At 60.1% G+C, this 23899-nt stretch carries 18 protein-coding genes; 15 read left to right on the plus strand and 3 right to left on the minus strand.

Annotation, left to right across the window (positions count from 1 at the left end; translation table 11 throughout):
• The first annotated feature begins 6 nt into the window (after positions 1-6).
• The 6 genes from ACA074_RS09645 (at position 7) to ACA074_RS09670 (ending at position 6500) form a co-directional block, all read left to right on the plus strand.
• Entirely contained in the window at positions 7-840 is an 834-nt protein-coding gene (locus ACA074_RS09645; RefSeq protein WP_497678864.1) for an alpha/beta fold hydrolase, read from the plus strand.
• Between the two features lie 47 nt (positions 841-887).
• On the plus strand, positions 888-1331 hold the full coding sequence (locus tag ACA074_RS09650) for an acyl-CoA thioesterase (protein ID WP_401265661.1): 444 nt from the start codon (positions 888-890) through the stop codon (positions 1329-1331).
• An 81-nt stretch (positions 1332-1412) separates the two neighbouring features.
• The gene (locus ACA074_RS09655) at positions 1413-2372 is read left to right on the plus strand and encodes a tRNA dihydrouridine synthase (protein ID WP_497617326.1); all 960 of its coding nucleotides are present in this window, start codon (positions 1413-1415) and stop codon (positions 2370-2372) included.
• A 121-nt stretch (positions 2373-2493) separates the two neighbouring features.
• The gene (locus ACA074_RS09660; RefSeq protein WP_187676925.1) at positions 2494-2940 is read left to right on the plus strand and encodes an Hsp20 family protein; all 447 of its coding nucleotides are present in this window, start codon (positions 2494-2496) and stop codon (positions 2938-2940) included.
• 189 nt (positions 2941-3129) lie between these two features.
• Positions 3130-3825 carry a DUF1266 domain-containing protein gene (locus ACA074_RS09665; protein WP_489878724.1) on the plus strand — a complete coding sequence of 232 codons (696 nt, stop codon included), beginning with the start codon at positions 3130-3132 and terminating at the stop codon, positions 3823-3825.
• Complete coding sequence (locus ACA074_RS09670; RefSeq protein ID WP_497678865.1) at positions 3822-6500, plus strand: DUF805 domain-containing protein; 2679 nt, start codon at positions 3822-3824, stop codon at positions 6498-6500. The genes ACA074_RS09665 and ACA074_RS09670 overlap by 4 nt, the downstream gene beginning before the upstream one ends.
• Here ACA074_RS09670 and ACA074_RS09675 read toward each other — a convergent pair.
• From ACA074_RS09675 to ACA074_RS09685, 3 genes are all read right to left on the minus strand, one after another.
• Positions 6497-8188 (minus strand): Hsp70 family protein, encoded by a 1692-nt coding sequence (locus tag ACA074_RS09675; protein WP_497678866.1) that lies wholly within the window; start codon positions 8186-8188, stop codon positions 6497-6499. The two genes, ACA074_RS09670 and ACA074_RS09675, sit on opposite strands and share 4 nt — an antisense overlap.
• Positions 8189-8275: 87 nt before the next feature.
• Entirely contained in the window at positions 8276-11554 is a 3279-nt protein-coding gene (locus ACA074_RS09680; RefSeq protein ID WP_497678867.1) for a sensor domain-containing protein, read from the minus strand.
• Positions 11555-11622: 68 nt separating this feature from the next.
• Positions 11623-12513: a LysR family transcriptional regulator gene (locus tag ACA074_RS09685; protein ID WP_187676930.1), complete on the minus strand. Its 891-nt coding sequence runs from the start codon at positions 12511-12513 to the stop codon at positions 11623-11625.
• Between the two features lie 140 nt (positions 12514-12653).
• On the opposite strand from ACA074_RS09685, the gene leuC reads away from it, so the two are divergent.
• From leuC to ACA074_RS09730, 9 genes are all read left to right on the plus strand, one after another.
• A complete protein-coding gene (gene leuC / locus ACA074_RS09690) occupies positions 12654-14072 on the plus strand; it encodes a 3-isopropylmalate dehydratase large subunit (protein ID WP_187676931.1) in 1419 nt (472 codons plus the stop codon).
• Positions 14073-14082: 10 nt separating this feature from the next.
• Positions 14083-14727, plus strand: coding sequence for a 3-isopropylmalate dehydratase small subunit (gene leuD, locus ACA074_RS09695; RefSeq protein ID WP_497678868.1), 645 nt, complete (start codon positions 14083-14085; stop codon positions 14725-14727).
• A gap of 136 nt (positions 14728-14863) precedes the next feature.
• The gene (locus ACA074_RS09700; protein WP_497678869.1) at positions 14864-15631 is read left to right on the plus strand and encodes a class I SAM-dependent methyltransferase; all 768 of its coding nucleotides are present in this window, start codon (positions 14864-14866) and stop codon (positions 15629-15631) included.
• 55 nt (positions 15632-15686) lie between these two features.
• Positions 15687-16769, plus strand: coding sequence for a 3-isopropylmalate dehydrogenase (gene leuB, locus ACA074_RS09705; protein WP_187676934.1), 1083 nt, complete (start codon positions 15687-15689; stop codon positions 16767-16769).
• Between the two features lie 66 nt (positions 16770-16835).
• Positions 16836-17948 carry an aspartate-semialdehyde dehydrogenase gene (gene asd, locus ACA074_RS09710; protein ID WP_187676935.1) on the plus strand — a complete coding sequence of 371 codons (1113 nt, stop codon included), beginning with the start codon at positions 16836-16838 and terminating at the stop codon, positions 17946-17948.
• Between the two features lie 248 nt (positions 17949-18196).
• Positions 18197-19207, plus strand: a complete 1011-nt coding sequence (locus ACA074_RS09715) for an aspartate-semialdehyde dehydrogenase (protein ID WP_401272086.1) — start codon at positions 18197-18199, stop codon at positions 19205-19207.
• 208 nt (positions 19208-19415) lie between these two features.
• Positions 19416-22058, plus strand: a complete 2643-nt coding sequence (locus tag ACA074_RS09720; protein WP_497678870.1) for a motility hub landmark protein FimV — start codon at positions 19416-19418, stop codon at positions 22056-22058.
• Between the two features lie 230 nt (positions 22059-22288).
• Positions 22289-23113: a tRNA pseudouridine(38-40) synthase TruA gene (gene truA / locus ACA074_RS09725; RefSeq protein ID WP_497679311.1), complete on the plus strand. Its 825-nt coding sequence runs from the start codon at positions 22289-22291 to the stop codon at positions 23111-23113.
• A 64-nt stretch (positions 23114-23177) separates the two neighbouring features.
• Positions 23178-23798, plus strand: coding sequence for a phosphoribosylanthranilate isomerase (locus ACA074_RS09730; protein WP_401272083.1), 621 nt, complete (start codon positions 23178-23180; stop codon positions 23796-23798).
• The last annotated feature ends 101 nt before the right edge of the window (positions 23799-23899 follow it).

Raw genomic sequence — 23899 nt, forward strand, 5'->3', positions numbered from 1 at the left:
AGAGCGATGAACACGTTGAAGTGGGTTCGTGGCGTTAATGGCACCTTGGGCTGGATTGCACCGAAACGGGTAGCGAGCAAAATGCGCTTGGCGTTCATGACGCCGCGTGCGCTACCACTGCGGGATTGGGAGTTACCGTTGCTGGCCAATTCCGAACGGATCACGTTGCGCTTTGGTCTGTCAGCCCTGCGCTGGGGGCAAGGTCCGACCGTTTTACTGATGCACGGCTGGGAAGGGCGGCCAACCCAGTTCGCCGCGCTGATCACCGCGCTGGTCGAGGCCGGTTACACGGTCGTCGCACTCGATGGCCCGGCTCACGGCAGATCGCCGGGGCGCGAGGCCAATGTCGTATTGTTTGCCCGAGCGATGCTCGAAGCCGCCGCCGAGCTGCCGCCATTGCAAGCCGTGATCGGTCACTCCATGGGCGGCGCCAGTGCGATGCTGGCCGTGCAACTGGGCTTGCGCACCGAAACTCTCGTCAGCATTGCTGCTCCCGCGCGAATTCTCGGCGTGCTGCGCGGTTTCGCACGCTATGTCGGGATGCCACCCAGAGCACGTTCTGCGTTCATTCGTCAGGTCGAGCAGGATGTGGGCATGCGTGCCGCCACGCTGGACGTCGCCCACTACCAACTGGATATGCCCGGCCTGATCGTGCATGCCGAGGACGACAACTTCGTCTCGGTCAAAGAATCGCAACTGATCCACGAAGCCTGGTTCGACAGCCGACTACTGCGCCTGGAAGCCGGCGGCCATCAGCGTGTGCTGGCCGACCCTCGGGTGATTGATGGCGTGTTATCACTGCTGGCCGGTCGCAGCCTTCATGCCCGGCAATCGGCGTAAGCATCCGTTACACTGCCCCGGTTGAATAATCTGACCGGGAGTGGGGCATGGGCTGGGATCGGGCAACGCCGTTTACCATTGATCTGCAAGTGGGCGCCGAGGACATCGACGGACTGGGCCACGCGAACAACGCGGTTTACGTCACCTGGCTCGAACGCTGCGCCTGGCGCCACTCGCAGCGACTGGGGCTGGATCTGGTCGAGTACCGGCGCCTGGATCGGGCGATGGCGGTGGTGCGTCACGAGATTGATTATCTGGCGGCGGCCTATGAAGGCGACGAGTTGCAGTTGGCGACGTGGATTGTCGATTGGGATCAGCGCCTGAAAATGACCCGGCATTTCCAGCTGATTCGCCCGAGCGACAACGCCACGCTGCTGCGCGCTCAAACCACGTTCGTGTGCATCGAGCTGTCCACCGGCAAGCCCAAGCGCATGCCGGCCGAGTTTGTCGAAGGCTACGGGCCGGCGATCCAGATCCCGGAACAAGCCTAAATCCCTCCCTGTAGGAGAAATGGGTTTAGCCTGCAAAAACCAGTAAACTGCCGCACGTTTTTCCTTTAAGTAGTGTTTCCCATGCAAATTGCTCTGGCGCCCATGGAGGGGTTGGTCGACGACATCCTTCGCGACGTGCTGACCCGCGTTGGCGGCATCGACTGGTGCGTGACCGAATTCATTCGCGTCAACGATCAGTTGCTCACTCCAGCCTATTTCCACAAGTTCGGCCCGGAGCTGCTCAACGGTGCCCGCACGGCGTCCGGGGTGCCGCTGCGTGTTCAACTGTTGGGTTCCGACCCGGTGTGCCTGGCGGAAAACGCTGCGCTGGCCTGTGAGCTGGGTTCCGAAGTGATCGACCTCAACTTCGGTTGCCCGGCCAAAACCGTCAACAAGTCCCGTGGCGGTGCGGTGCTGCTCAAAGAGCCGGAACTGCTCAACCAGATCGTCGAGCACGTGCGTCGCGCCGTGCCGGCACACATTCCCGTAACCGCCAAGATGCGCCTGGGCTTCGACAGCCCGGACGGCTCGCTGGTCTGCGCCACCGCGTTGGCCGAAGGTGGGGCGGAACACATCGTGGTCCATGCCCGGACCAAAATGGACGGCTACAAACCGCCGGCGCATTGGGAGTGGATTCCGCGCGTGCAGGACGTGGTCAACGTGCCGGTGTTCGCCAACGGTGATATCTGGAGCGTCGAAGACTGGCGTCGTTGCCGCGAAATCAGCGGCGTGGAAGACATCATGCTTGGTCGCGGCCTGGTGTCGCGCCCGGATCTGGCCAAACAGATCGCCGCTGCACGGGCCGGCGAAGAAGTGGTCGAGATGACCTGGGCCGAGCTGATGCCGCTGATCCAGGACTTCTGGTTGCAGGCCAAGGCGCAGATGACTGCACGTCAATCCCCGGGTCGTTTGAAGCAATGGCTGGCCATGCTGACGCGCAATTATCCTGAAGCCACCGAGCTGTTTACTGTCCTGCGCCGTGAGACCGAACCGGATCATGTCTCGCGTTTGCTCGGTCTGCCGGTCGCCGAAGCGGCCTGAAAAAAATCTGCAAATAATCTCTTGAAATCAAATCAGCGGGCCCTATCTAGGGGTTACGCGATGCCGAATTCGGGTCGCGGAATCAAAAAACCTTGCTGATTGTTTTCAGGAGATTTGAACCATGAGTACTGCATTTTCCCTCGCGCCACTGTTCCGTTCCTCGGTGGGTTTCGACCGTTTCAACGACCTGTTCGAAACCGCCCTGCGCAACGAGCCAGGCAGCACCTATCCTCCCTACAACGTTGAAAAACACGGCGACGACCAATACCGCATCGTCGTAGCGGCAGCCGGCTTCCAGGAAGAAGACCTGGAGCTGCAAGTCGAGAAGGGTGTGCTGACCATCAGTGGCGGCAAACGTGATGCCAACGAAGGCGTGACCTTCCTGCATCAGGGTATTGCCCAGCGTGCCTTCAAGCTGTCCTTCCGCCTGGCCGATCACATCGAGATCAAGGCTGCCGGCTTGAGCAACGGTTTGTTGAGCATCGACCTGTTGCGGGTGATCCCGGAAGAAGCGAAAGCCAAACGCATCCCGATCAACGGGGAGCAAAAACCGGCTCTGCAGCACTGAGTCATAAGCAGCAACACACTCGTCTGAACAGGCGATGAGTCGCTGAACGAAGGCCCCGATACGTCGGGGCCTTTTTTGTGCGCGCAGTAAACGCGCTCACAATATTTGCCGCTCCTGCCACGGCTCTTTACAATCCGCGTCAACAAGGCCGGCACTCCCTCATTCCCGCTGGCTCCGGAGCCTTTCTTCATGGACGAAATGGAACAGCGCTGGCTCTATGCGCTTTCTGCGCCTTTGGTCGCCCTCAATCCCGATGCGGACTACGCCGCACCCACATACTGCTTTGACCTCAAGCATGTCGACGTCGAAGGCGGCTGGGGCATTACAACGCGCCCGCAATTGCTCGACATGCTGAGCACGGCCGACGACGGGCACGCGACCTATTTGAATGAAGCCTATCGACAGTGGGAGCGTTGCCTGCCGTCCGAATGGCAAGCCTTGCTCGACTCGCTGGATACCCGTCAACGCGCCTTTTATGAGTTGGCCAGTCGCACGTTCGGCGAGTGCGGCTCGGGTGGTATTCGCGCCTGGGACATTGGCCGAATGGGCTTTCTGTTGCGCTCGGCGGTACTGCATGGCTGGATCGATCTCACCGAAAGTCTCTGGCTGCACGGTCGCATGGCGGCGCGTGCGCGGTACTACTACGACAGTTGGACGAGTTACCTGAATGGCTTCGTCCTCGGCAAAGCCTTCTGGCATTGTCTGGGGAATAAAGATGAGGAACTTGCCCATGAATACGATCGGCAAGGCGACTACATCGGCACTACGGTGGTCATCAGAAAGCTTGATCGCGATGCTCGCGAATTCTTTGCCCAATTGCCCTGGGATATGCCCCTGCATCTGCCTGAGCGGCCGGACTCACTAGGGGAGTTCGACTGGTCATGAGCTGCTGGATTCGCTTGGGTATCGAGCCCACCAAAGACAATGACGCCATTCGCGGTGCCTATCGTGCGCGTTTGCCGCAACACCACCCGGAAACCGATCCGGAAGGTTTTCAGGCCCTGCGCGAGGCCTATGAACTGGCACTGCGATTCGCCCGCGAGGAAGTATCTGAAGCGCACGTGCCGACCGACGATGAGGTGAGTCCTGCTGACCAGATGTTGGCGGACTTCGAAGCGCTACTGCTCGATTCGACGCGTCGATTCACTCCGACGGCCTGGCAGGCATTCAACCTTGAGCTTGATCGACTGCCGCTAGAGGTGCTGGACGAAGTCTGCTGGCCGCTGTTGCGCGCGTTGCTCGACGCCGGCCCGATTTCCCACGTCTGTGCGCGTTTGCTCGCGCAGCGCATGGGCTGGGCGAGTCGGATGCTCGATCTGGCTTTCGACAACGCCCGCACTGTCGATGAGTTTTTGAAGGCTATCGACGCGCCGGATCCGTTCGACACCTCGTTGATGAGCCATTGGCCAGCCACCGCGCAACTGGAGACCCTCTGGTACGTGCGCACGTTGAATCATCTTCACCGTAACGCATCGCTGGACGATTTCCGCTACTTCGCCAGCCTGCATACCTGCATTGCGCTGCCTGGGGATGACGCGCTGTTACAACGTCTGGCAATACAGTTCAGTCAGGCCGGCATTGCCAGTAAAGACTTTCTCGACATCATCAGCGAGCAGCATCGGCTCGCGCCGCAGGATGTTGACTGGCTTTATCTGCTGGCATGTCAGCGCAGTGCGCTGGGCATGGAAGAGTTGGCGCTTCAGGCCTGGGTGCAACTCTGGCGAGAGCATCAACACCCAAAAGCCGCCACCTGGTTGCTGGATCTGTGCGCGCGCCATCAACCACAGCGCTTGCCATTGCTGATCCAGGCGTTCGATCGTCTGGAAAACTTCCGCGGCTGGTCCGCTGACCTCAGTGATGTCACCCAGGAATACGGCAGTCCATCGCAGCGCCCGGAAACGTTGGGGCGCTGGTTCCGCGCACGGCAGCTCGACTTGCAGGGCATCGCCGATGCCTTTGTTGAATGGCGCGTCAGCGGTGATGAATTACCCCTGCTGGCGTGGTTGATCATTGAAAGCGACGACCCGTCACTCCAAACCCTGTACCAACATGCCTGGGCCTTGCATCGTGGTGATGTGACCTTGTTGCAACGAATCATGGATGCGCCAGAGACTCCGGAGATTCTTGACCAGTTGGTGCTAGAGGGCTTCAAGTATCAAGCCGATCAGCAGATCTGCTGGCTGTCCCAGGCACCCATTCCGCGTGCGCTGCATGCGTTTCTGGCCAGCGACGCAGCGGCGCAACTGCCGCCGGAACTGCAAAATGGCGAGCCGCTAGAGCTCAGTCTGCTGTGGATGCGCCGCTTGCGAGCCTATGACGCGCGTTCGCTGGCGCGGCTGGACGAAGCATTCAGTCTGAACAAGCGCGATGTCGTGCTCGACGGCCTGAAACTGCAAGCACAGTTGGCGGAACAGGGCATGTTGCTCCCGGCCATCAATACCCATGGTGATGTATGGGAATGGCATCGTCAGGCGTTGTATTTGCTGGCGACTCTCGATGAGCCGGCACGTTGGCTAGGTGCTCAATCGGCGCACTGCGTTGATTCGATGAACGTTGCGCGTGAGCATCCATTGGCGCGTTTGCAGCCTCTGCTGTGCCGATTGAATCGCGAGCAGGGCAGCGCCAGTGGTCTGCTGGGCTGGCTGCAAGCGAAGGATCCAGTGCATGCCTTGCTCGCGCGTAAATTGTTCAGCGTCCAGGAAGCGCTCGACAGCACACGGCTGTTGAGCAATGACCGCTTGTACGAGTGCATGCGCAGCGATATCAGCCGTTTCAATGAGGATTTGCTCGGTCGCATGTTGTTGGGTGGGGTGCTCTATCACGATCCGCTGCTGAATGCGCAACAGCGCAAATACCTGCTTGAGAGCATCACCGAAGTCGTCAATCCTCAGGGCTGGTTCGACGGATTCCGCCACAGTCTGATCAAAGGTGAACCCATACGCCCGCCGCGTGAGGTGCTGGAGGATGACGGCGTTGATTACACCGACTCGTTTTACCTGGCGCTGGATGTGCTCAAGGATCTGGCGCGTTACGGTAGCGCCGGGGTGCCGCGACAGAAAATTCTGATGCGCATGCAGCAGGCCAAGGACAACACGCACAATGGCCTCGGCTTACGCTTTGCCTTCAGTGCATTGCTGTCGTGGTCAGAGCGTTTGCTGTTGGCCAAGGCTGACACTCGGCCAACGCCTGCAACCGCGTTCTGGCGCCTTGGCACACGACTGGGGCGCGAGGCATTTATCGGTCAGGTGATCGGCATCGTGCTGCTTACGCCATTGCTGGCCTTGTTCAGTGGCTCGATGTTTTCCGCTTTCGTGGTGTTGGCAGCGGCGCTGGTGCTGATGCTCAGCGCCATTCTGAGGCGCCTGCATGATATGGGCCGAGGTGTTGCCAGCTTTCTGATTCTGGCCGGCCTGACCCCGGTCTTGCCATTTCTGCCGCTGGTGCTGTTCGGCTTTCCCGGCGAGAAGTTGCCCAACCGCTACGGTGTACCACCGGACAGTGATCGTGAGGACACGTTATCCGGTGGTTTGCAGGCCGCGTTGCGGCGACTCAACGGTTAGAGACGCAGCTCATCCAGCACTTTGTTGAGTTGTGAGCGATGGCTGGCGATTTCTTCTGATCGCTGGCCACTCAGCACCGTGTTGAAACTGTCCAGCCATTCAGCGATGCGCTGACGCTCCTCGCCAAGGCTTTGCATCCAGGCACGTTCCAGTCGCGCCAGCAGGGTTCGGTTGGGCAGAGCATCGCGAGGATGAATTTTCAGGCTGGACAAGCGTTCCTGGCTGGCCTGACGCGATTGCTCATCGAGCCCGGTCGGGCTGCGATCGATGCTATGGCTGTGGCGCTCGCCGGTTTCCAGCAACGTGACGTCTACTTCGAGCAAGCCATTGATGTCGTAACTGAAGCGCACGTCCAGCGCCTGGATGTGATCGCTGGGTGTCAGCGTGACATCGAAGGCATCGATGAAGATGTTGTCGCGCACCCACGGCCGTTCACCCTGATAGACCGCAATGCGGATGACTTCCTGCCTGGGCGAAGTGGTGTGGAAGCGCTCCACCCGTGACGTCGGAATGATGGTGTTGCGTTCGATAATGGGTGAGAACGCGCCTTTGACGTCATCGCCGCGCATGGTCGAAATCCCCAGGGTGTACGGACAGACATCCGTCAGGATCAACTCCTCTACCGCCCCATCCCGCGCCTTGCACGCCGCTTGCGTGGCCGCGCCGAGCGCGACAATGGTGTCCGGATCAAGATGCCGATAGGGCAGGCGCCCGAACAGCGTGGCGACCATCTGCTGCACTGCCGGCATCCGCGTGGCACCCCCCACCAGCACCAGACTGTCGAGGTCACGCGGCTTGAGCCGGGCATCGCGCAGGGCTTGTTCGATGGGGGCGCGCAGGCGGCCGAGCAGTGGCTCCCAAATCTTCACGGCACCCGCTTCGTCCAGCGACCATTCGAATGTCTTGTCGGCATGCCGCCAGCTCAATGTCTGGATACCTTCGCCGAGTTTGCATTTGAGCTGCTCCAGCGCATCACCGAGGCTGGCCATGCCTTGCGCATCGATCATTGACGGGGTGAGTTGCCAGTCTTTCAGGCAGGCCTGCAACAGCGCAGCGGTGAAGTCTTCGCCACCGAGAAAGTTGTCACCGGTCGACGCATGCACCTCGATCAGTGGCAGCGCATATTCCAGCACCGTGACATCGAAGGTGCCGCCGCCCAGATCGAAAATCAGCGTGCGTTCGAATTTCTGTTCATGCAGCCCATAAGCCATGGCGGCAGCGGTCGGCTCGTTGATCAGGCGCGTGACGGACAGGCCGGCCAACTCCGCAGCAAACAGCGTGCGTTTGCGTTGTTCGTCGCTGAAATAAGCCGGCACGGAAATCACCGCCTCAGAGATCGAATGACCGAGAAAGGCTTCGGCGTCCTGCTTGAGTGAGCCAAGCACCAGTGCCGATAACTCCTCCGGTCTGAACTGGCGACTGCCGAGTTCTATTTGTTTGTCGCTGCCCATGAACCGCTTGAACGCAGCGGCGGTGCGCTCCGGGTGCGTGGTCAGTCGGGCGCGGGCGGCTTTGCCGACCAGAATCGTGTCGTCTTCATCGAGGCTGACCACCGATGGGGTCAGCACGTCGCCGAGGGCGTTGGGAATCAATCGGGCCTGGCCGTCCTGCCAGACGGCGATCAGACTGTTGGTGGTGCCAAGGTCAATGCCCAGCAGGGCCGGGCGGGGGAGGGTTGCATCCTGCATGATCGATCTCGAAACGGCGCAAAAAAACGCGACCCTACAGGTTGCCGTCAGCACTGGCAATTGCCGGTCTGTTGCAACCTGCGCGCATCAGGGCAGCAGTTTTTTCAGACCCTCCAGCGGCAATGGCCGGCTGTGCAGATAGCCCTGATACAAGTGGCAGCCCAGACCTTGCAGGAATGCCAGTTGCTCAGGGGTTTCCACGCCTTCGGCAATCACTTCGAGTTCCAGGCTGCGGGCCATGGCAACGATGGCGCGGATGATCTCCGCGTCGTTCGGATCGGTGGTTGCGTCGCGAATGAACGACTGGTCGATTTTCAGCGTGTCCACCGGCAAACGCTTTAGGTAAGTCAGCGACGAATAGCCGGTGCCGAAATCGTCCATGGCGAAGCTCACGCCGAGTTTTTTCAGACGACGCATTTTACTGATGGTGTCTTCCAGGTTCTGAATGACGATGCCTTCGGTGATTTCCAGTTTCAGCAGCGAGCAAGGCAGGCCGTGGCTGGTCATGCTGTGTTCGATGCGCTCGACGAAGTCATTCTGACGGAACTGTCGTGGGCTGATGTTCACGCACAGGCTGAAATTCAGCGGATCGACCAGCTTCAGGGCGATTAGTTGTTTGAAGGCTTCGCAGGCTTCGTCGAGGATCCACGTGCCGACCTCCAGAATCAGGCCGCTGTCTTCCAGTACCTTGATGAACTCGGTCGGCGACTGCGCACCGAGTTCCGGATGATTCCAGCGCACCAAAGCTTCGGCGCCAATGATGCGGTTGTCGCGCGCGTCGATCTGCGGCTGAAAATGCACATTGAATTCGCCGCGAGACAGCGCCAGGCGCAAGTCGGTCTCCATGCGCAGCCGTTCGCTGGCCGCCTTCTGCATGGTGTTGTGGTACATCGTCGTGGTGTTGCGCCCGGAATCCTTGGCCCGGTACAGGGCGATGTCGGCGCGTTTGAGCAGATCAGTCGGGGTCGAGCCGTGGTCTGGAATCAGCGCCACGCCGATGCTCGGCGTCACTTGCAGGCGCTGGCCATCGAGGAACATCGGTTCCGAGAGCAGTTCGCGAATGGTGTCGGCCAGATTGCGCACCTGCGCGCTGACTTCGTTGCGCGAGCCTTCCAGGCCGCTGAGCAACACCACGAATTCATCGCCACCCAGGCGCGCCACGGTATCTTCCATGCGTACGCTGGCTTCGAGCCGTGCGGTGATGATCTTCAGCACGGTGTCGCCGACCGGGTGGCCGAGGGAGTCGTTGATGTGCTTGAAGTGATCCAGATCGAGAAACAGCAGCGCACCGCGCAGGTTGTGGCGTTTGAGCAGGGCGATCTGCTGGCTCAGACGATCCATCAGCAGGGCGCGGTTGGGCAGGTTGGTCAGCGGGTCGTGGTAAGCCAGATGACGGATCTGTGCTTCGGCGTTTTTCAGCAGGCTGACGTCCCGGGCAGTCAGCAGCAGGCACGCCGTTTCGTTCAGGGTGATCGGCTCGACCGAGACCTCAACCGTGAGCATTTCCCCGCGTTTGTTGCGCCCGAGCATTTCCTGATGATGCACGCGGCCCTTGATCTGCAACTCGGCCAACAATGCCGAACGTTGTTTCTCCTCGGCCCAGATGCCCACCTGATACACGGTTTTACCGACCACTTCATCGGCGCGATAGCCGGTGAGGCGACAGAAACCATCGTTGACCTCCAGATAGCGCCCGGTATCGCGTTCGGTGATGGTGATCGCGTCGGGGCTGGAGTGAAAGGCCTTGGCGAATTTCTCTTCGCTGGCCTTGAGTGCGGCTTCCGAGCGTTGCTGTTGGGTGATATCCCGCAGCGTGGTGACGATGCACGGTTGGTTGCCGACGCTGATCTGCCGGCTGGAAATCACGCAAGTCAGCGACTGTCCGTCCTTGTGCTGGACGATGATCGCGACATTGCTCAGGCCCTGTTCACGGATGACCCGTTCGATGCGTTGCAGGCTTTTTGCAGAGGCGTCCCACAGGCCGATATCTTCGGCGGTGCGACCGATCACGTCAGCAGCGCTCCAGCCGAACGTTTGGGTGAAGCTGGAGTTGATTTCGATGAAATCGCCGCTGTCCTGGCGGGTAACGCAGATCGGGTCGGGGCTGACCTGGAACAGCGTGGCGAATTTTTCTTCCGACGCCACCAGCCGCTGCTCGCGCTCGACCTGATCGGTGATGTCCAGCAGTGTGCCGGCCATGCGCAGTGGCGCGCCGTTGTCGTCGCGATAGAGGCGCGCGCGGCTTTCCAGATAACGTGAGCTGCCATCCGGCAGTTGCACGCGATACGTCAGTTGATAATTTCCTGCCGGGCCTTCGCGCAGGCTGCGATACGCATCGCGCATGCTGTCGCGTTCTTCGCCGGGCACGCCTTCGAAAAACTCGTCGAACGATTCATGAAACGGAATCGGTTCCAGGCCATGCAGTTGCGCAGCACGGGCCGAGCCGTAGAGCATGCCACTGGGAATGTGCCAGTCCCAGGTACCGAGCTGCGCCGAGTCCAGCGCCAGATCGAGGCGTTCCTGGCTGTCTTTGAGGGCGTGTTCGGCAACTTTGCGATCGGTGGTGTCGAGGAAGGTGCTGAGCAGATAGGGCTGGCCTTCGAGTTCGACCTTTTGCGCACTGAGGATGCCGTCGTGGACCTGGCCGTTACTGGCGCGAAATTGCACTTCCATGCTGATCAGGTCGCCCTTGGCCTTGGTTTTCTTGACAAGCTCGGCGCGTTGCTCAGGGTGAACCCACAGGCCCAGTTCCAGGGTGGTGCGGCCAATGGCGCTCTGTACCGGCCAGCCGAAGAGGCTTTCGAAATACTGGTTGGCTTCGCTGATCAAGCCGTCTTCCTGGCGGGTCAGCAGAACCATGTTCGGGCACAGGTGAAACAACGTGGCGAAACGTTTCTCCGAGCTGCTCAGGGCTTGTTCGCGTTGGCGCTGGTGGGTGATTTCGCGAATCACCCCGATCATTCGGGGGCGGCCGTTTTTGTCCGGGAGCAAACTGCCGTTGATCTCCAGCCAGTGCAGGCTGCCGTCGGGCCAGCGGATGCGGTGGTGCATCGCCTGTTCCAGCGGTGCGCCGGCAATCACCGCGTGGAAGGCGCGGACGGTTTTCGCCCGATCTTCCGGCGGCAGCAAATCGAGGTACTCGAGATCTTCCGGCAGCGGCTGGCGCGGATCGAAGCCGAACAATGCCTGGGTGCCCCGTGACCAACTGATCTGCCCACGCTCGATATCCCAATACCAGGCGCCGAGCCGCGCACCGTTGAGCGCCGCGAGCAATTGCGGCGCGCTCTCCCAGCTCTGCTCGGAGTGTCGCGGGTCAATGGCTTGAATGCGCGGCATCGGCGGAATTCGGTCAACAGATTTCGGCATCGTTAACAGGCCTTGAGCGGGTGGTGGCGTTAGGCACAGAGACAGCAGCTCTATAGGAGTAGCACAAGTTAGCCGTGAGTCCCTGGCAGATCGATTTGTGCATCCAGCAAGGCCATAAACGCCCTTGCCGCATTCGATAGCGTCCGTTCGGTGTGCACGATATAGCCTAGCTGGCGAGTGAGCTGTATGCCCGGCAATGCGATGCTCGCCACCTGATCGTCGAGCATGGTGCGCGGCAGAACGCTCCAGGCCAGGCCGATCGAGACCATCATTTTGATGGTTTCCAGATAGTTGGTGCTCATGGCGATGTTCGGCGTCAGGCCCTGCGCCTCGAATAACCGCTGAACAATATGGTGTGTAAATGTGTTGCCGCCGGGGAAAACCGCCGGATGACCGGCGATGTCCGCGAGGCTGACGGCGCCATTGCTGATCAGCGAATGCTCGGGAGCGACCACGAAATCCAGCGGGTCGTCCCAAACTGGCGTGGCTTTGACCAGTGTGTGGGGCTCCGGGGCGAGGGTGATGACCGCCAGTTCCGCACGGCCATGGAGAATTTCTTCGTAGGCCACTTCCGAATCGAGAAACTGAATATCCAGCGCGACTTGTGGGAAGCGGCGGGTGAACTCCCTTAATAGAGCCGGCAAACGATGCAGACCGATGTGGTGACTGGTGGCCAGCGTCAGGCGACCGCTGACTTCGCCGGTCAGATTAGTCAGTGCGCGACGGGTGTCGTCCAACACATTGAGAATCTGATAAGCCCGGGGCAGCAGGGCGCGGCCGGCCTCGGTCAGGCCGACTTCGCGACCCAGTCGATCAAACAGGCGCACCTTCAGTTGCTGCTCCAGCCCGGCGATGCGCTTGCTGATCGCCGGTTGTGTCAGATGCAGGCGTTCGCCGGCGCCGGAGAAGCTACCGGTCTCGGCGATCGCAATAAAAGCGTTGAGGTTGGCCAGATCCATGTTGGTATTCCAGTTGGTTATCCAAAGCATAAAAAATATGAATTTGAGTTATTTAATCTAACCCCATAGGATCGGCCTCACAAGCCAAAGGGTTATTGATAAGCCCAAGGCATAGAAACAAGCTGATGAGGAACCGTCTGATGGCCGGCAAAACGCTCTACGACAAGCTCTGGGATTCGCATTTGGTCAAACAGCGCGACGATGGCTCGGCGCTGATCTACATCGACCGTCACATCATTCACGAAGTGACTTCGCCGCAAGCCTTTGAAGGCCTGCGTCTGGCCGGGCGCAAGCCTTGGCGCATCGATGCCAACATCGCGACCCCGGATCACAACGTGCCGACCACGCCAGAGCGCAAGGGCGGCATCGCCGCGATTGCCGACCAGGTCTCGCGTTTGCAGGTTCAGACCCTCGACGACAACTGCGATGAATACGGCATCGTCGAATTCAAGATGAACGACGTGCGCCAAGGCATCGTCCACGTGATCAGCCCGGAGCAGGGCGCGACCTTGCCGGGCATGACCGTGGTCTGCGGCGACTCCCACACCTCGACCCACGGCGCATTCGGCGCCTTGGCTCACGGTATCGGCACTTCCGAAGTCGAGCACGTGCTCGCCACCCAGTGCCTGGTCGCCAAAAAAATGAAGAACATGCTGGTGCGCGTCGAAGGCCAATTGCCGTTCGGTGTGACCGCCAAGGACATCGTCCTCGCCGTTATCGGCAAGATCGGCACTGCCGGCGGTAACGGCCACGCCATCGAATTCGCCGGCAGCGCGATCCGCGACCTGTCCGTCGAAGGCCGCATGACCATCTGTAACATGTCCATCGAAGCCGGCGCCCGTGTGGGTCTGGTGGCAGCGGATCAAAAGACGGTCGATTACGTGAAAGGTCGCCCATTCGCACCAAAAGGTGCGCAGTGGGACATGGCAGTCGAAGCCTGGAAAGAGCTGGTGTCCGACGCCGACGCCAAGTTCGACACCGTGGTTGAACTCGACGCCGCGCAGATCAAGCCGCAAGTCAGCTGGGGCACTTCGCCGGAAATGGTTTTGGCCGTTGATCAGAACGTGCCGGACCCGGCCAAAGAGATGGATCTGGTCAAACGCGACTCGATCGTCCGCGCCTTGAAATACATGGGTTTGACCGCCAATCAGGCGATCACCGACATTCAGCTCGATCGCGTGTTTATCGGCTCCTGCACCAACTCGCGAATTGAAGACTTGCGCGCTGCCGCCGTGATCGCCAAGGGCCGCAAGGTGGCTTCGACTATCAAGCAAGCGATCGTGGTGCCGGGTTCGGGTCTGGTGAAGGCGCAGGCTGAATCCGAAGGTCTGGACAAGATTTTCCTCGAAGCCGGTTTCGAATGGCGCGAGCCGGGTTGCTCGATGTGCCTGGCGATGAACCCGGACCGCTTGGAGTCCGGCGAGCATTGCGCCTCGACCTCCAACCGTAACTTCGAAGGCCGTCAGGGCGCCGGTGGCCGTACCCACCTCGTCAGCCCGGCCATGGCTGCTGCGGCAGCGGTGAACGGTCGTTTCATCGACGTTCGTGAATTGATTTAAGGAGCGCAGCATGAAAGCTTTTACCCAGCACACTGGCCTTGTCGCGCCCTTGGATCGTGCCAACGTCGACACCGATCAGATCATTCCGAAGCAGTTCTTGAAGTCGATCAAGCGCACCGGTTTCGGCCCTAACCTGTTCGACGAATGGCGTTACCTGGATGTCGGTCAGCCGTACCAGGACAACTCCAAGCGCCCGCTGAACAAGGACTTCGTCCTTAACGCCGAGCGTTATCAAGGCGCCAGCGTGTTGCTGGCACGCGAGAACTTCGGTTGCGGCTCCAGCCGTGAACACGCGCCGTGGGCGCTGGAAGAATACGGTTTCCGCAGCATCATCGCGCCGAGCTACGCCGACATCTTCTTCAACAACAGCTTCAAGAACGGCTTGCTGCCGATCATCCTCAGCGACGCTGAAGTCGACGAACTGTTCAAACAGGTCGAAGCCGAGCCGGGCTATCAATTGCAGGTTGATCTGCAAGCACAGACCGTGACCCGCCCGGATGGCAAGGTTTACAGCTTTGAGATCGATGCGTTCCGTAAGCATTGCTTGCTCAACGGTCTGGACGATATTGGCCTGACCTTGCAAGACCACGAAGCGATTGCGACGTTCGAGGCCAGGCACCGTGTGAGCCAGCCTTGGCTGTTCCGCGACGCTTGATTGATTTGAGACTCATGTAGTTAGAGCGGGCCTCTTCGCGAGCAGGCTCGCTCCCACATTGGAATGCATTTCAAATGTGGGAGCGAGCCTGCTCGCGAAGACGGCAGCTCAAACAACACAAATGCAGGATGAGACCATGACCAGCACCACCCAGCACACTCAGGTCGTACAGAAGCAATTCGGTGAACAGGCCGCCGCCTACCTGAGCAGCGCCGTTCACGCTCAAGGCACTGAATTTGCGCTGCTACAGGCTGAACTGGCAGGGCAGGGCGAGGCTCGGGTGTTGGATCTGGGGTGTGGCGCCGGCCATGTGAGTTTTCACGTGGCGCCGCTGGTCAAGGAAGTGGTCGCCTATGACCTGTCGCAGCAGATGCTCGACGTGGTGGCTACCGCTGCCGTTGATCGCGGTCTGAACAATATTTCCACGGTCAACGGCGCCGCCGAGCGTCTGCCGTTTGCCGATGGCGAGTTCGACTTCGTGTTCAGCCGTTATTCGGCGCATCACTGGAGCGACCTCGGTCTGGCCCTGCGCGAAGTGCGTCGGGTGCTGAAGCCGGGCGGCGTGGCGGCGTTTGTTGACGTGTTGTCACCGGGCAGCCCGTTGTTCGACACTTACCTGCAAAGCGTCGAAGTGCTGCGCGACACCAGCCATGTGCGCGATTATTCCGCCGGCGAGTGGTTGCGTCAGGTCAGCGAAGCCGGTCTGCATACCCGCAGCACCACGCGTCAACGCCTGCGTCTGGAATACAGCAGTTGGGTCGAGCGCATGCGCACACCCGAAGTGATGCGCGCGGCGATCCGCCAGTTGCAGCAGTCGATGGGCAACGAAGTGCGCGAATATTTTGAGATTGATGCCGATGGCTCGTTCAGTACAGATGTGATTGTGTTGATGGCTGAACGCTAAGAATTTTTCCGGGAGTGCCAGTAAACGGCGCACCGATTGAAGACACGAGGAAAGCATGAGCAAGCAGATTCTGATTCTCCCAGGTGACGGTATTGGTCCGGAAATCATGGCCGAAGCGGTCAAGGTGCTGGAGCTGGCCAACGACAAATACAGCCTGGGCTTCGAGCTGAGTCATGACGTGATCGGTGGCGCGGCCATCGACAAGCACGGCGTGCCGCTGGCTGACGAAACCCTCGACCGTGCCCGCGCTGCCGATGCTGTGCTGCTGGGCGCCGTGGGTGGGCCGAAATGGGACACCATCGAGCGCGACATTCGCCCTGAGCGCGGTCTGCTGAAAATTCGTGCGCAACTGGGCCTGTTCGGCAACCTGCGTCCGGCGATTCTCTATCCGCAATTAGCCGACGCTTCCAGCCTGAAGCCGGAAATCGTTGCCGGTCTGGACATCCTGATCGTCCGTGAGCTGACCGGTGGCATCTACTTCGGCGCGCCGCGTGGCACCCGCGAACTGGAAAACGGCGAGCGTCAGGCCTACGACACGCTGCCGTACAGCGAAAGCGAAATCCGCCGCATCGCCCGCGTTGGTTTCGATATGGCCATGGTGCGTGGCAAGAAGCTGTGCTCGGTGGACAAGGCCAACGTGCTGGCGTCCAGCCAACTGTGGCGTGAAGTGGTTGAGCAGGTGGCCAAGGATTACCCGGAAGTCGAACTGAGCCACATGTACGTCGACAACGCCGCCATGCAACTGGTGCGCGCGCCGAAGCAGTTCGACGTGATCGTCACCGACAACCTGTTCGGCGACATCCTGTCCGACGAAGCGTCGATGCTCACCGGCTCCATCGGCATGCTGCCGTCGGCCTCGCTGGATGCCAACAACAAGGGCATGTACGAGCCTTGCCACGGTTCGGCGCCAGACATCGCCGGAAAGGGCATTGCCAACCCGTTGGCGACGATTCTGTCGGTGTCGATGATGCTGCGTTATAGCTTCAATCTGCAGGATGCGGCCGATGCCATCGAGAAAGCCGTCAGCGTCGTGCTCGATCAAGGGCTGCGCACCGGCGACATCTATTCGGCCGGTTGCACTAAAGTCGGTACGCAGGAAATGGGCGACGCAGTAGTCGCCGCGCTGCGGAATCTGTAATCTCTCGGGCCCGCTGCGAAATTCAATACAAAGCAGCGGCCCACTTTTCAAGAAGGTGTAGTTGCGATGAAACGTGTAGGTCTGATCGGTTGGCGCGGTATGGTCGGTTCCGTGCTCATGCAGCGGATGCTGGAAGAGCAGGATTTCGATCTTATCGAGCCGGTGTTTTTCACCACTTCCAATGTCGGTGGCCAAGGCCCGTCCGTGGGCAAGGATATTGCTCCGCTCAAGGACGCTTACAGCATTGAAGAGCTGAAAACCCTCGACGTGATCCTGACGTGCCAGGGCGGCGACTACACCAGCGAAGTGTTCCCCAAGCTGCGCGAAGCCGGCTGGCAGGGTTACTGGATCGACGCGGCTTCCAGCCTGCGCATGAACGATGACGCGGTCATCATTCTCGATCCGGTCAACCGCAAGGTTATCGACCAGCAACTGGATGCGGGCACCAAGAACTACATCGGCGGCAACTGCACCGTCAGCCTGATGCTTATGGGCCTGGGCGGTCTGTTCGAGGCCGGTCTGGTCGAGTGGATGAGCGCCATGACCTATCAGGCGGCCTCCGGTGCCGGCGCGCAGAACATGCGTGAACTGATCAAGCAGATGGGCGCGACTCACGCCGCTGTTGCCGATCAACTGGCCGATCCCGCCAGCGCGATCCTCGACATCGATCGTCGCGTGGCTGAAGCCATGCGCAGCGAAGCGTACCCGACCGAGAACTTCGGCGTGCCGCTGGCCGGCAGCCTGATCCCGTGGATCGACAAGGAATTGCCGAACGGCCAGAGCCGCGAAGAGTGGAAGGCCCAGGCCGAGACCAACAAGATTCTGGGTCGCTTCAAGAGCCCGATCCCGGTCGACGGCATCTGCGTGCGCATCGGCGCCATGCGTTGCCACAGCCAGGCGCTGACCATCAAGCTGAACAAAGACGTACCGATCGCCGACATCGAAGGGCTGATCAGCCAGCACAATCCTTGGGTCAAACTGGTGCCGAACCAGCGCGAGATCAGCATGCAGGAGCTGAGCCCGACCAAGGTCACCGGCACTCTGAATGTTCCGGTCGGCCGTTTGCGCAAGCTGAACATGGGTTCGCAGTTCGTCGGTGCTTTCACCGTCGGCGACCAACTGCTGTGGGGCGCGGCCGAACCGCTGCGTCGCATGCTGCGGATCCTGTTGGAACGTTGATCGATTGAAGCCATGAAAGAACCCGTGCCTTGTGAGAGGTGCGGGTTTTTTTATGTCCTAAGTTTCTCGGGCGACTGTGCCAGCCTCTTCGCGAGCAGGCTCGCTCCCACAGGGGAATGCATTTCAAGGTGGGAGCGAGCCTGCTCGCGAAGGGGCCGGTCGAGGCACCGCAAATCCCGGACAGAAATTGCCTGTGCGGCACTCACCCGGTAAAGTGCCGCTCCCCCCGTTTCGCCAGAGGCCGCACCATGACCCAGACCCTAGATATTGCCGTGATCGGCGCCACCGGTACTGTCGGCGAAACCCTTGTACAGATTCTCCAAGAGCGCGACTTCCCGGTCGGCAACCTGCACCTGCTGGCCAGCAGTGAATCCGCTGGCAGTTCGGTGCTGTTCCGTAACAAAAACGTGCGCGTGCGTGAAGTCGACGAGTTCGATTTCAGCAAGGTCAAACTGGTGTTCTTTGCCGCCGGTGCTGCCGTCTCGCTAAGCTACGCCGCTCGCGCTCATGCTGCCGGTTGCTCGCTGATCGATCTGTCCGGCGCCTTGCCGGCCGATCAGGCGCCGCAAGTGGTGCCGGAAGCCAACGCCGCTGTACTCGCCGGTTTGAAAGCGCCGTTCCAGGTCAGCAGTCCAAGCCCGTCGGCGACCACGCTCGCCGTGGTGCTGGCGCCGCTGCTTGATCTGATCGACCTGCAATACGTCAATGTCACCGCCAATCTGGCCGTTTCCGCCCAAGGTCGCGAAGCTGTGACCGAACTGGCGAGACAGACCGCCGAACTGCTGAACATGCGCCCGCTGGAGCCAACATTTTTCGACCGTCAAATGGCTTTCAACCTGCTGGCGCAGGTCGGCACCCCCGACGCACAAGGCCATACGCTGCTGGAAAAACGCCTGGTGCGTGAGTTGCGTCAGGTGCTGGCGCAGCCTTTATTAAAGATTTCCGCAACTTGCGTTCAAGCCCCGGTGTTTTTTGGCGATAGCTTTAGCGTGACCTTGCAGTCAACGAAGGCCGTGGACCTGGAAAAGGTCAATGCCGCGCTCGAAGCTGCGTCGGGTATCGAACTGGTCGAAGCGGGTGATTACCCGACAGCAGTCGGTGATGCGGTCGGGCAGGACGTTGTTTATGTCGGGCGCGTGCGCAGTGGTGTCGACGACCCGGCGGAACTAAATCTGTGGCTGACGTCAGATAACGTACGCAAAGGCGCCGCCCTCAATGCTGTGCAGGTGGCTGAATTGTTGATAAAAGACCTGCTGTAAAAGATACTTGGCAACAATTTGTCGACTGAATCTAGGTGAGCGCTATGCTTGGCCGGAGCACTCGATAACGTTTTACCCTCCGGGACTTTCCGGGGCATCAAAGAAATGATCGCGCGCGACACCTGTCGTCGTCGCGCGCAATGCCTTACGGCAGCGGCAATCAACATCTTCTCGCTGGCCGAGGAACGTTCAAACAAAGGATGAGGCTATGGTTCAAGTTCGCAAACTGGTGTTAGCAATAGCGGCCGCCTCGGCGCTGTCCTCCGGTATGGCGCATGCCCTCGGGCTCGGGGAGCTGACCCTGAAGTCGACCCTGAACCAGCCGCTGGTGGCCGAGATCGAGCTGCTCGACGTCAAGGATCTCACCGCTGCCGAAGTGGTGCCGAGCCTGGCCTCGCCGGAAGATTTCGCCAAGGCCGGTGTTGATCGCCAGGCCTTCCTTAACGATCTGACGTTTACCCCGGTGCTCAACGCCAGCGGCAAGAGCGTGTTGCGCGTGACCTCGAGCAAGCCACTGTCGGAACCGATGGTGAAATTCCTCGTCCAGGTGATGTGGCCGAACGGCCGTCTGCTGCGCGATTACAGCGTGCTGCTGGATCCGTCTAAGTTCTCGCCGCAGACCGCAGATGCTGCCGCTCAGCCAGCACCGTCGCAAACCGTCACTGCGCCGACCACTGGCGCCACTCACTCGAATCAATACACCACCACGCTGCGCGATACCCTGTGGGAAATCGCCGCGAAGGCGCGCACCGGCGGTTCGGTGCAGCAAACCATGCTGGCCATTCAAGCGCTGAACCCGGATGCGTTCATTGGCGGCAATATCAATCGATTGAAAACCGGCCAGGTGCTGCGTCTGCCTGACTCGGTACAAAGTACTTCGCTGCCACAGTCGAAAGCTATTGCTGAAGTCGCTGCACAAAACGAAGCATGGCGTCAGGGGCGTCGTTACGTGGCCAAGCCTGGCACTGGCCAACAGCAACTCGATGCGACCAATCGTGGTCGCGGCAATGCCGGCGCTGCGCCCAATGCCCAGGACAATCTGAGCCTGGTCTCCGCCGAAAGCGCCAAGGCGCGCGGCAACGGCCCGGCCGGCGATGCCAAGGCCCTGAGCAACAAGCTCGCCGTGACCCAGGAAAGCCTCGACACGACCCGTCGTGACAACGAGGAACTGAAAAGCCGCATGTCCGATCTGCAAAGTCAGCTGGACAAGCTGCAAAAGCTGATCGAACTGAAGAACAATCAACTGGCGAAGATGCAGGCCGAAGGGTCGGGCGCTGCGCCAGCCGCTAATCCTGCCGTTTCACCGGTTCCAGCGATCACTGCCGAACTGGCCGCCACTCCGCCAGCCACGCCAGCAGAAGCGGCATCGCCTACGCCGGAATCGGCTATTGCGCCGCCGGCTGAGACACCGGCTGAAACTCCGGTGGTCGAGCCGAAACCGTTTGTCGATGACGAGAAGACGTTCAACGAGCTGCTGACCAATCCGATCCTGCTGGGTCTGATCGGTGGCGGTGCTGTGGTTCTGCTGCTCCTGCTGTTGCTTTTGGCCCGTCGCCGTAAAGCCCAGCAGGAAGCCGAGAAACATGTGCGCATGGCCCGCGCCTTGGCTGAAGAACAAGAGTTCTCCGCCGAGCAGGATTTGCCGGAAAGCAGCTTTGAAGGTCTGGAAACACCGGCCGCCAGCGTCAAACTGAACACGCCAACCCCTGCGCCATCTCCAATCCCGGCAGCAGTAGTTGCGCCGGTGGTCATGGCCGAACCGATTGCCGCGCCACTGGTTGCCCCGGCAGCCGAGCGCTCCGACGACGTGCTGGACAAGGCGCAGTCGCACATCAATGCCGGTCGCCTGAATCAGGCAGCCGCGTTGCTGGAAGAGGGCGTCAGCTTTGAGCCACAGCGCAGCGACCTGCGTCTGAAGCTGATGGAAGTTTACGGTCAGCAAGGTGATCGTGATGCGTTCGTTGCTCAGGAGCGTCAGTTGGTGGCCAATGGCGACAACTTCGCCAAGGTCGAAGAGCTGAAAAGCCGCTTCCCGGCCATGGCCGTAGCGGTCGCCGGCGGTCTGGCGGCAGCGGCTATTGCTGCCGAGCTGGATGCGCAGTACGTCAAGGATCTGCTGCTGGATGAGCCGCAAGCGCCGGAATCGACTCCTGTTGAAGACAATCTCGACAGCGCGTTTGATCTGAGTCTGGACGATCTCGACAACATTACCCCGGTTGAGCCTGCGCCAGTGGTCGAGCCAGAAGCTCCGATCGAGCTCGACGAGTTCCCGTCGGACGATGACCTGAGCTTCGAGTCGGTGCTGCAACAGCAGACCGAAATCAAAGAGAATCTGGACGATCTGTCGGACTTCGACCTGGACATGGACCTTGGCGCTGAGCCTGCGCCCGTGGCATTGGCCGATGACGACTTCCTGCTGGATCTGGACGAAGGCGTGAAGGATCTGCCAGCTGTCGAGGCGCCGGTCGTTGCCGACGTGCCGCAGGATGACCTGGAGCTGCCAGCCGATTTCGATCTGTCGCTGGCTGACGAAATGGACAGCAATCCGGCCGAGCCTGATGCGTTTGCTGCCGAACTGGACGATGTCAACGCCGAGCTGGATCGTCTGTCGCAAAGCATCGCCGAACCGACCTTCACCGAAGCCGATGCGGCAATGGGTGATGATCTGGGCGAAGATGATTTCGATTTCCTTGCCGGTACTGACGAAGCGGCCACCAAACTCGATCTGGCCCAGGCCTACATCGATATGGGCGACAGCGAAGGTGCACGCGACATCCTCAACGAAGTGTTGACCGAAGGTGACGAGAAACAGCGCGGCGAAGCGAAGGAAATGCTTTCCAACCTGGCCTGAGTCAGCGTTCAGCAGTCAATAAAACGGCAGCCCATCGAGGCTGCCGTTTTTGTTTGTTTTTCCAGAGGCAAAAGATCGCAGCCTTCGGTAGCTCCTACATCGGGATCCGCGTTTTTATGTAGGAGCTGTCGAAGGCTGCGATCTTTTGATCTTGAGGCCCTATAATGCCCGCCTTTGCAAAAACAGCAGGCTGTCCCACCTTGGCAAACATAGATAACCCGGTCGCCGAAATGGCCCCCGACGGCTTTTACCGCGTCGCGCTTGGCGTTGAATACAAAGGCTCGCGCTACAGCGGCTGGCAGCGTCAGTTAACGGGTGTGGCGACGGTGCAGGAAGAGCTTGAGAAAGCCCTGTCGAAAGTCGCCAATGCGCCGGTTTCCCTGCAGTGTGCCGGCCGTACCGACGCAGGCGTGCACGCCTGCGGACAAGTGGTGCATTTCGACACTCAGGTCAATCGCTCGCTGAAAGCCTGGGTGATGGGCGCCAATATCAACCTGCCTCACGACATCAGCGTCAGTTGGGCGCGGGTCATGCCGGCGCATTTTCATGCGCGGTTCAAAGCCATCGCCCGGCGTTATCGTTACGTCATCTACAACGACCAGATTCGTCCGGCGCATCTCAACGAAGAAATCACCTGGAACCACCGCCCGCTGGATGTCGAGCGCATGGCCGAGGCCGCTCAGTATCTGATAGGCACTCATGATTTCAGCGCCTTCCGCGCAGGGCAATGTCAGGCCAAATCACCGATCAAGAAGATGCATCACCTGCGCGTCACCCGTCACGGCAAGATGATCGTGCTCGACATTCGCGCCAACGCCTTCCTGCATCACATGGTGCGCAATATCGCCGGTGTACTGATGACCATCGGAGCTGGCGAGCGGCCAGTTGAGTGGATGAAGGAAGTGCTGGAAAGCCGCGAACGCCGTTCCGGCGGTGTCACGGCGCATCCATATGGGTTGTATCTCGTGCAGGTCGAGTACCACGACGAATTCCCGTTGCCCGAACGTTTTATCGGGCCACACTTCCTTACGGGTTTCTCGGAACTTGACGGCTGACGCCCTCGAACGCTTTTGTTACCATCCGGGACTTTCCCGGATTTGCCTCGGAGTTTTTCTCGACATGTCAGCCGTTCGCAGCAAGATCTGCGGGATTACCCGCATAGAAGATGCGCTGGCCGCCGTTGAGGCTGGGGCGGATGCGATCGGATTCGTGTTTTACCCCAAGAGCCCGCGCGCGGTAACCGTGCAGCAGGCTCGGGCGATCATCAAGGCATTGCCGCCGTTCGTGACCACGGTAGGGCTGTTCGTTAATGCCAGCCGCTGCGAGTTGGGGGAAATCCTCGATGCCGTGCCGCTGGATCTGTTGCAGTTTCACGGTGACGAGACCGCTGAGGAGTGTGAAGGCTGGCATCGTCCGTACATCAAGGCGCTGCGAGTCAAGGCTGGCGATGATATTGCTGCCGCCTGCAACGCTTATCCGAGTGCCAGCGGCGTATTGCTTGATACCTACGTTGAAGGTGTGCCCGGCGGAACCGGCGAGGCGTTTGACTGGTCATTGATTCCTCGGGAGTTGAGTAAGCCGCTGATTCTGGCGGGCGGGCTCACTCCAGAGAACGTCGCAGATGCGGTGGCGCGGGTTCACCCGTATGCAGTCGATGTCAGCGGCGGGGTAGAGGCGAGCAAGGGCATCAAGGATCACGCAAAGATTCGCGCGTTTATCAACGCTGTACGCGGGATATGAATGTGACGGCTGGCGAACTGCCGCCGTCCATCAATGCACCTGCATAAAGCAGGCGAGGCTGAGGGTTTCCGGATGGCACGCAGGTCATGTTTCGCACTGAC

It is taken from the genome of Pseudomonas sp. LBUM1655, from assembly GCF_059716085.1.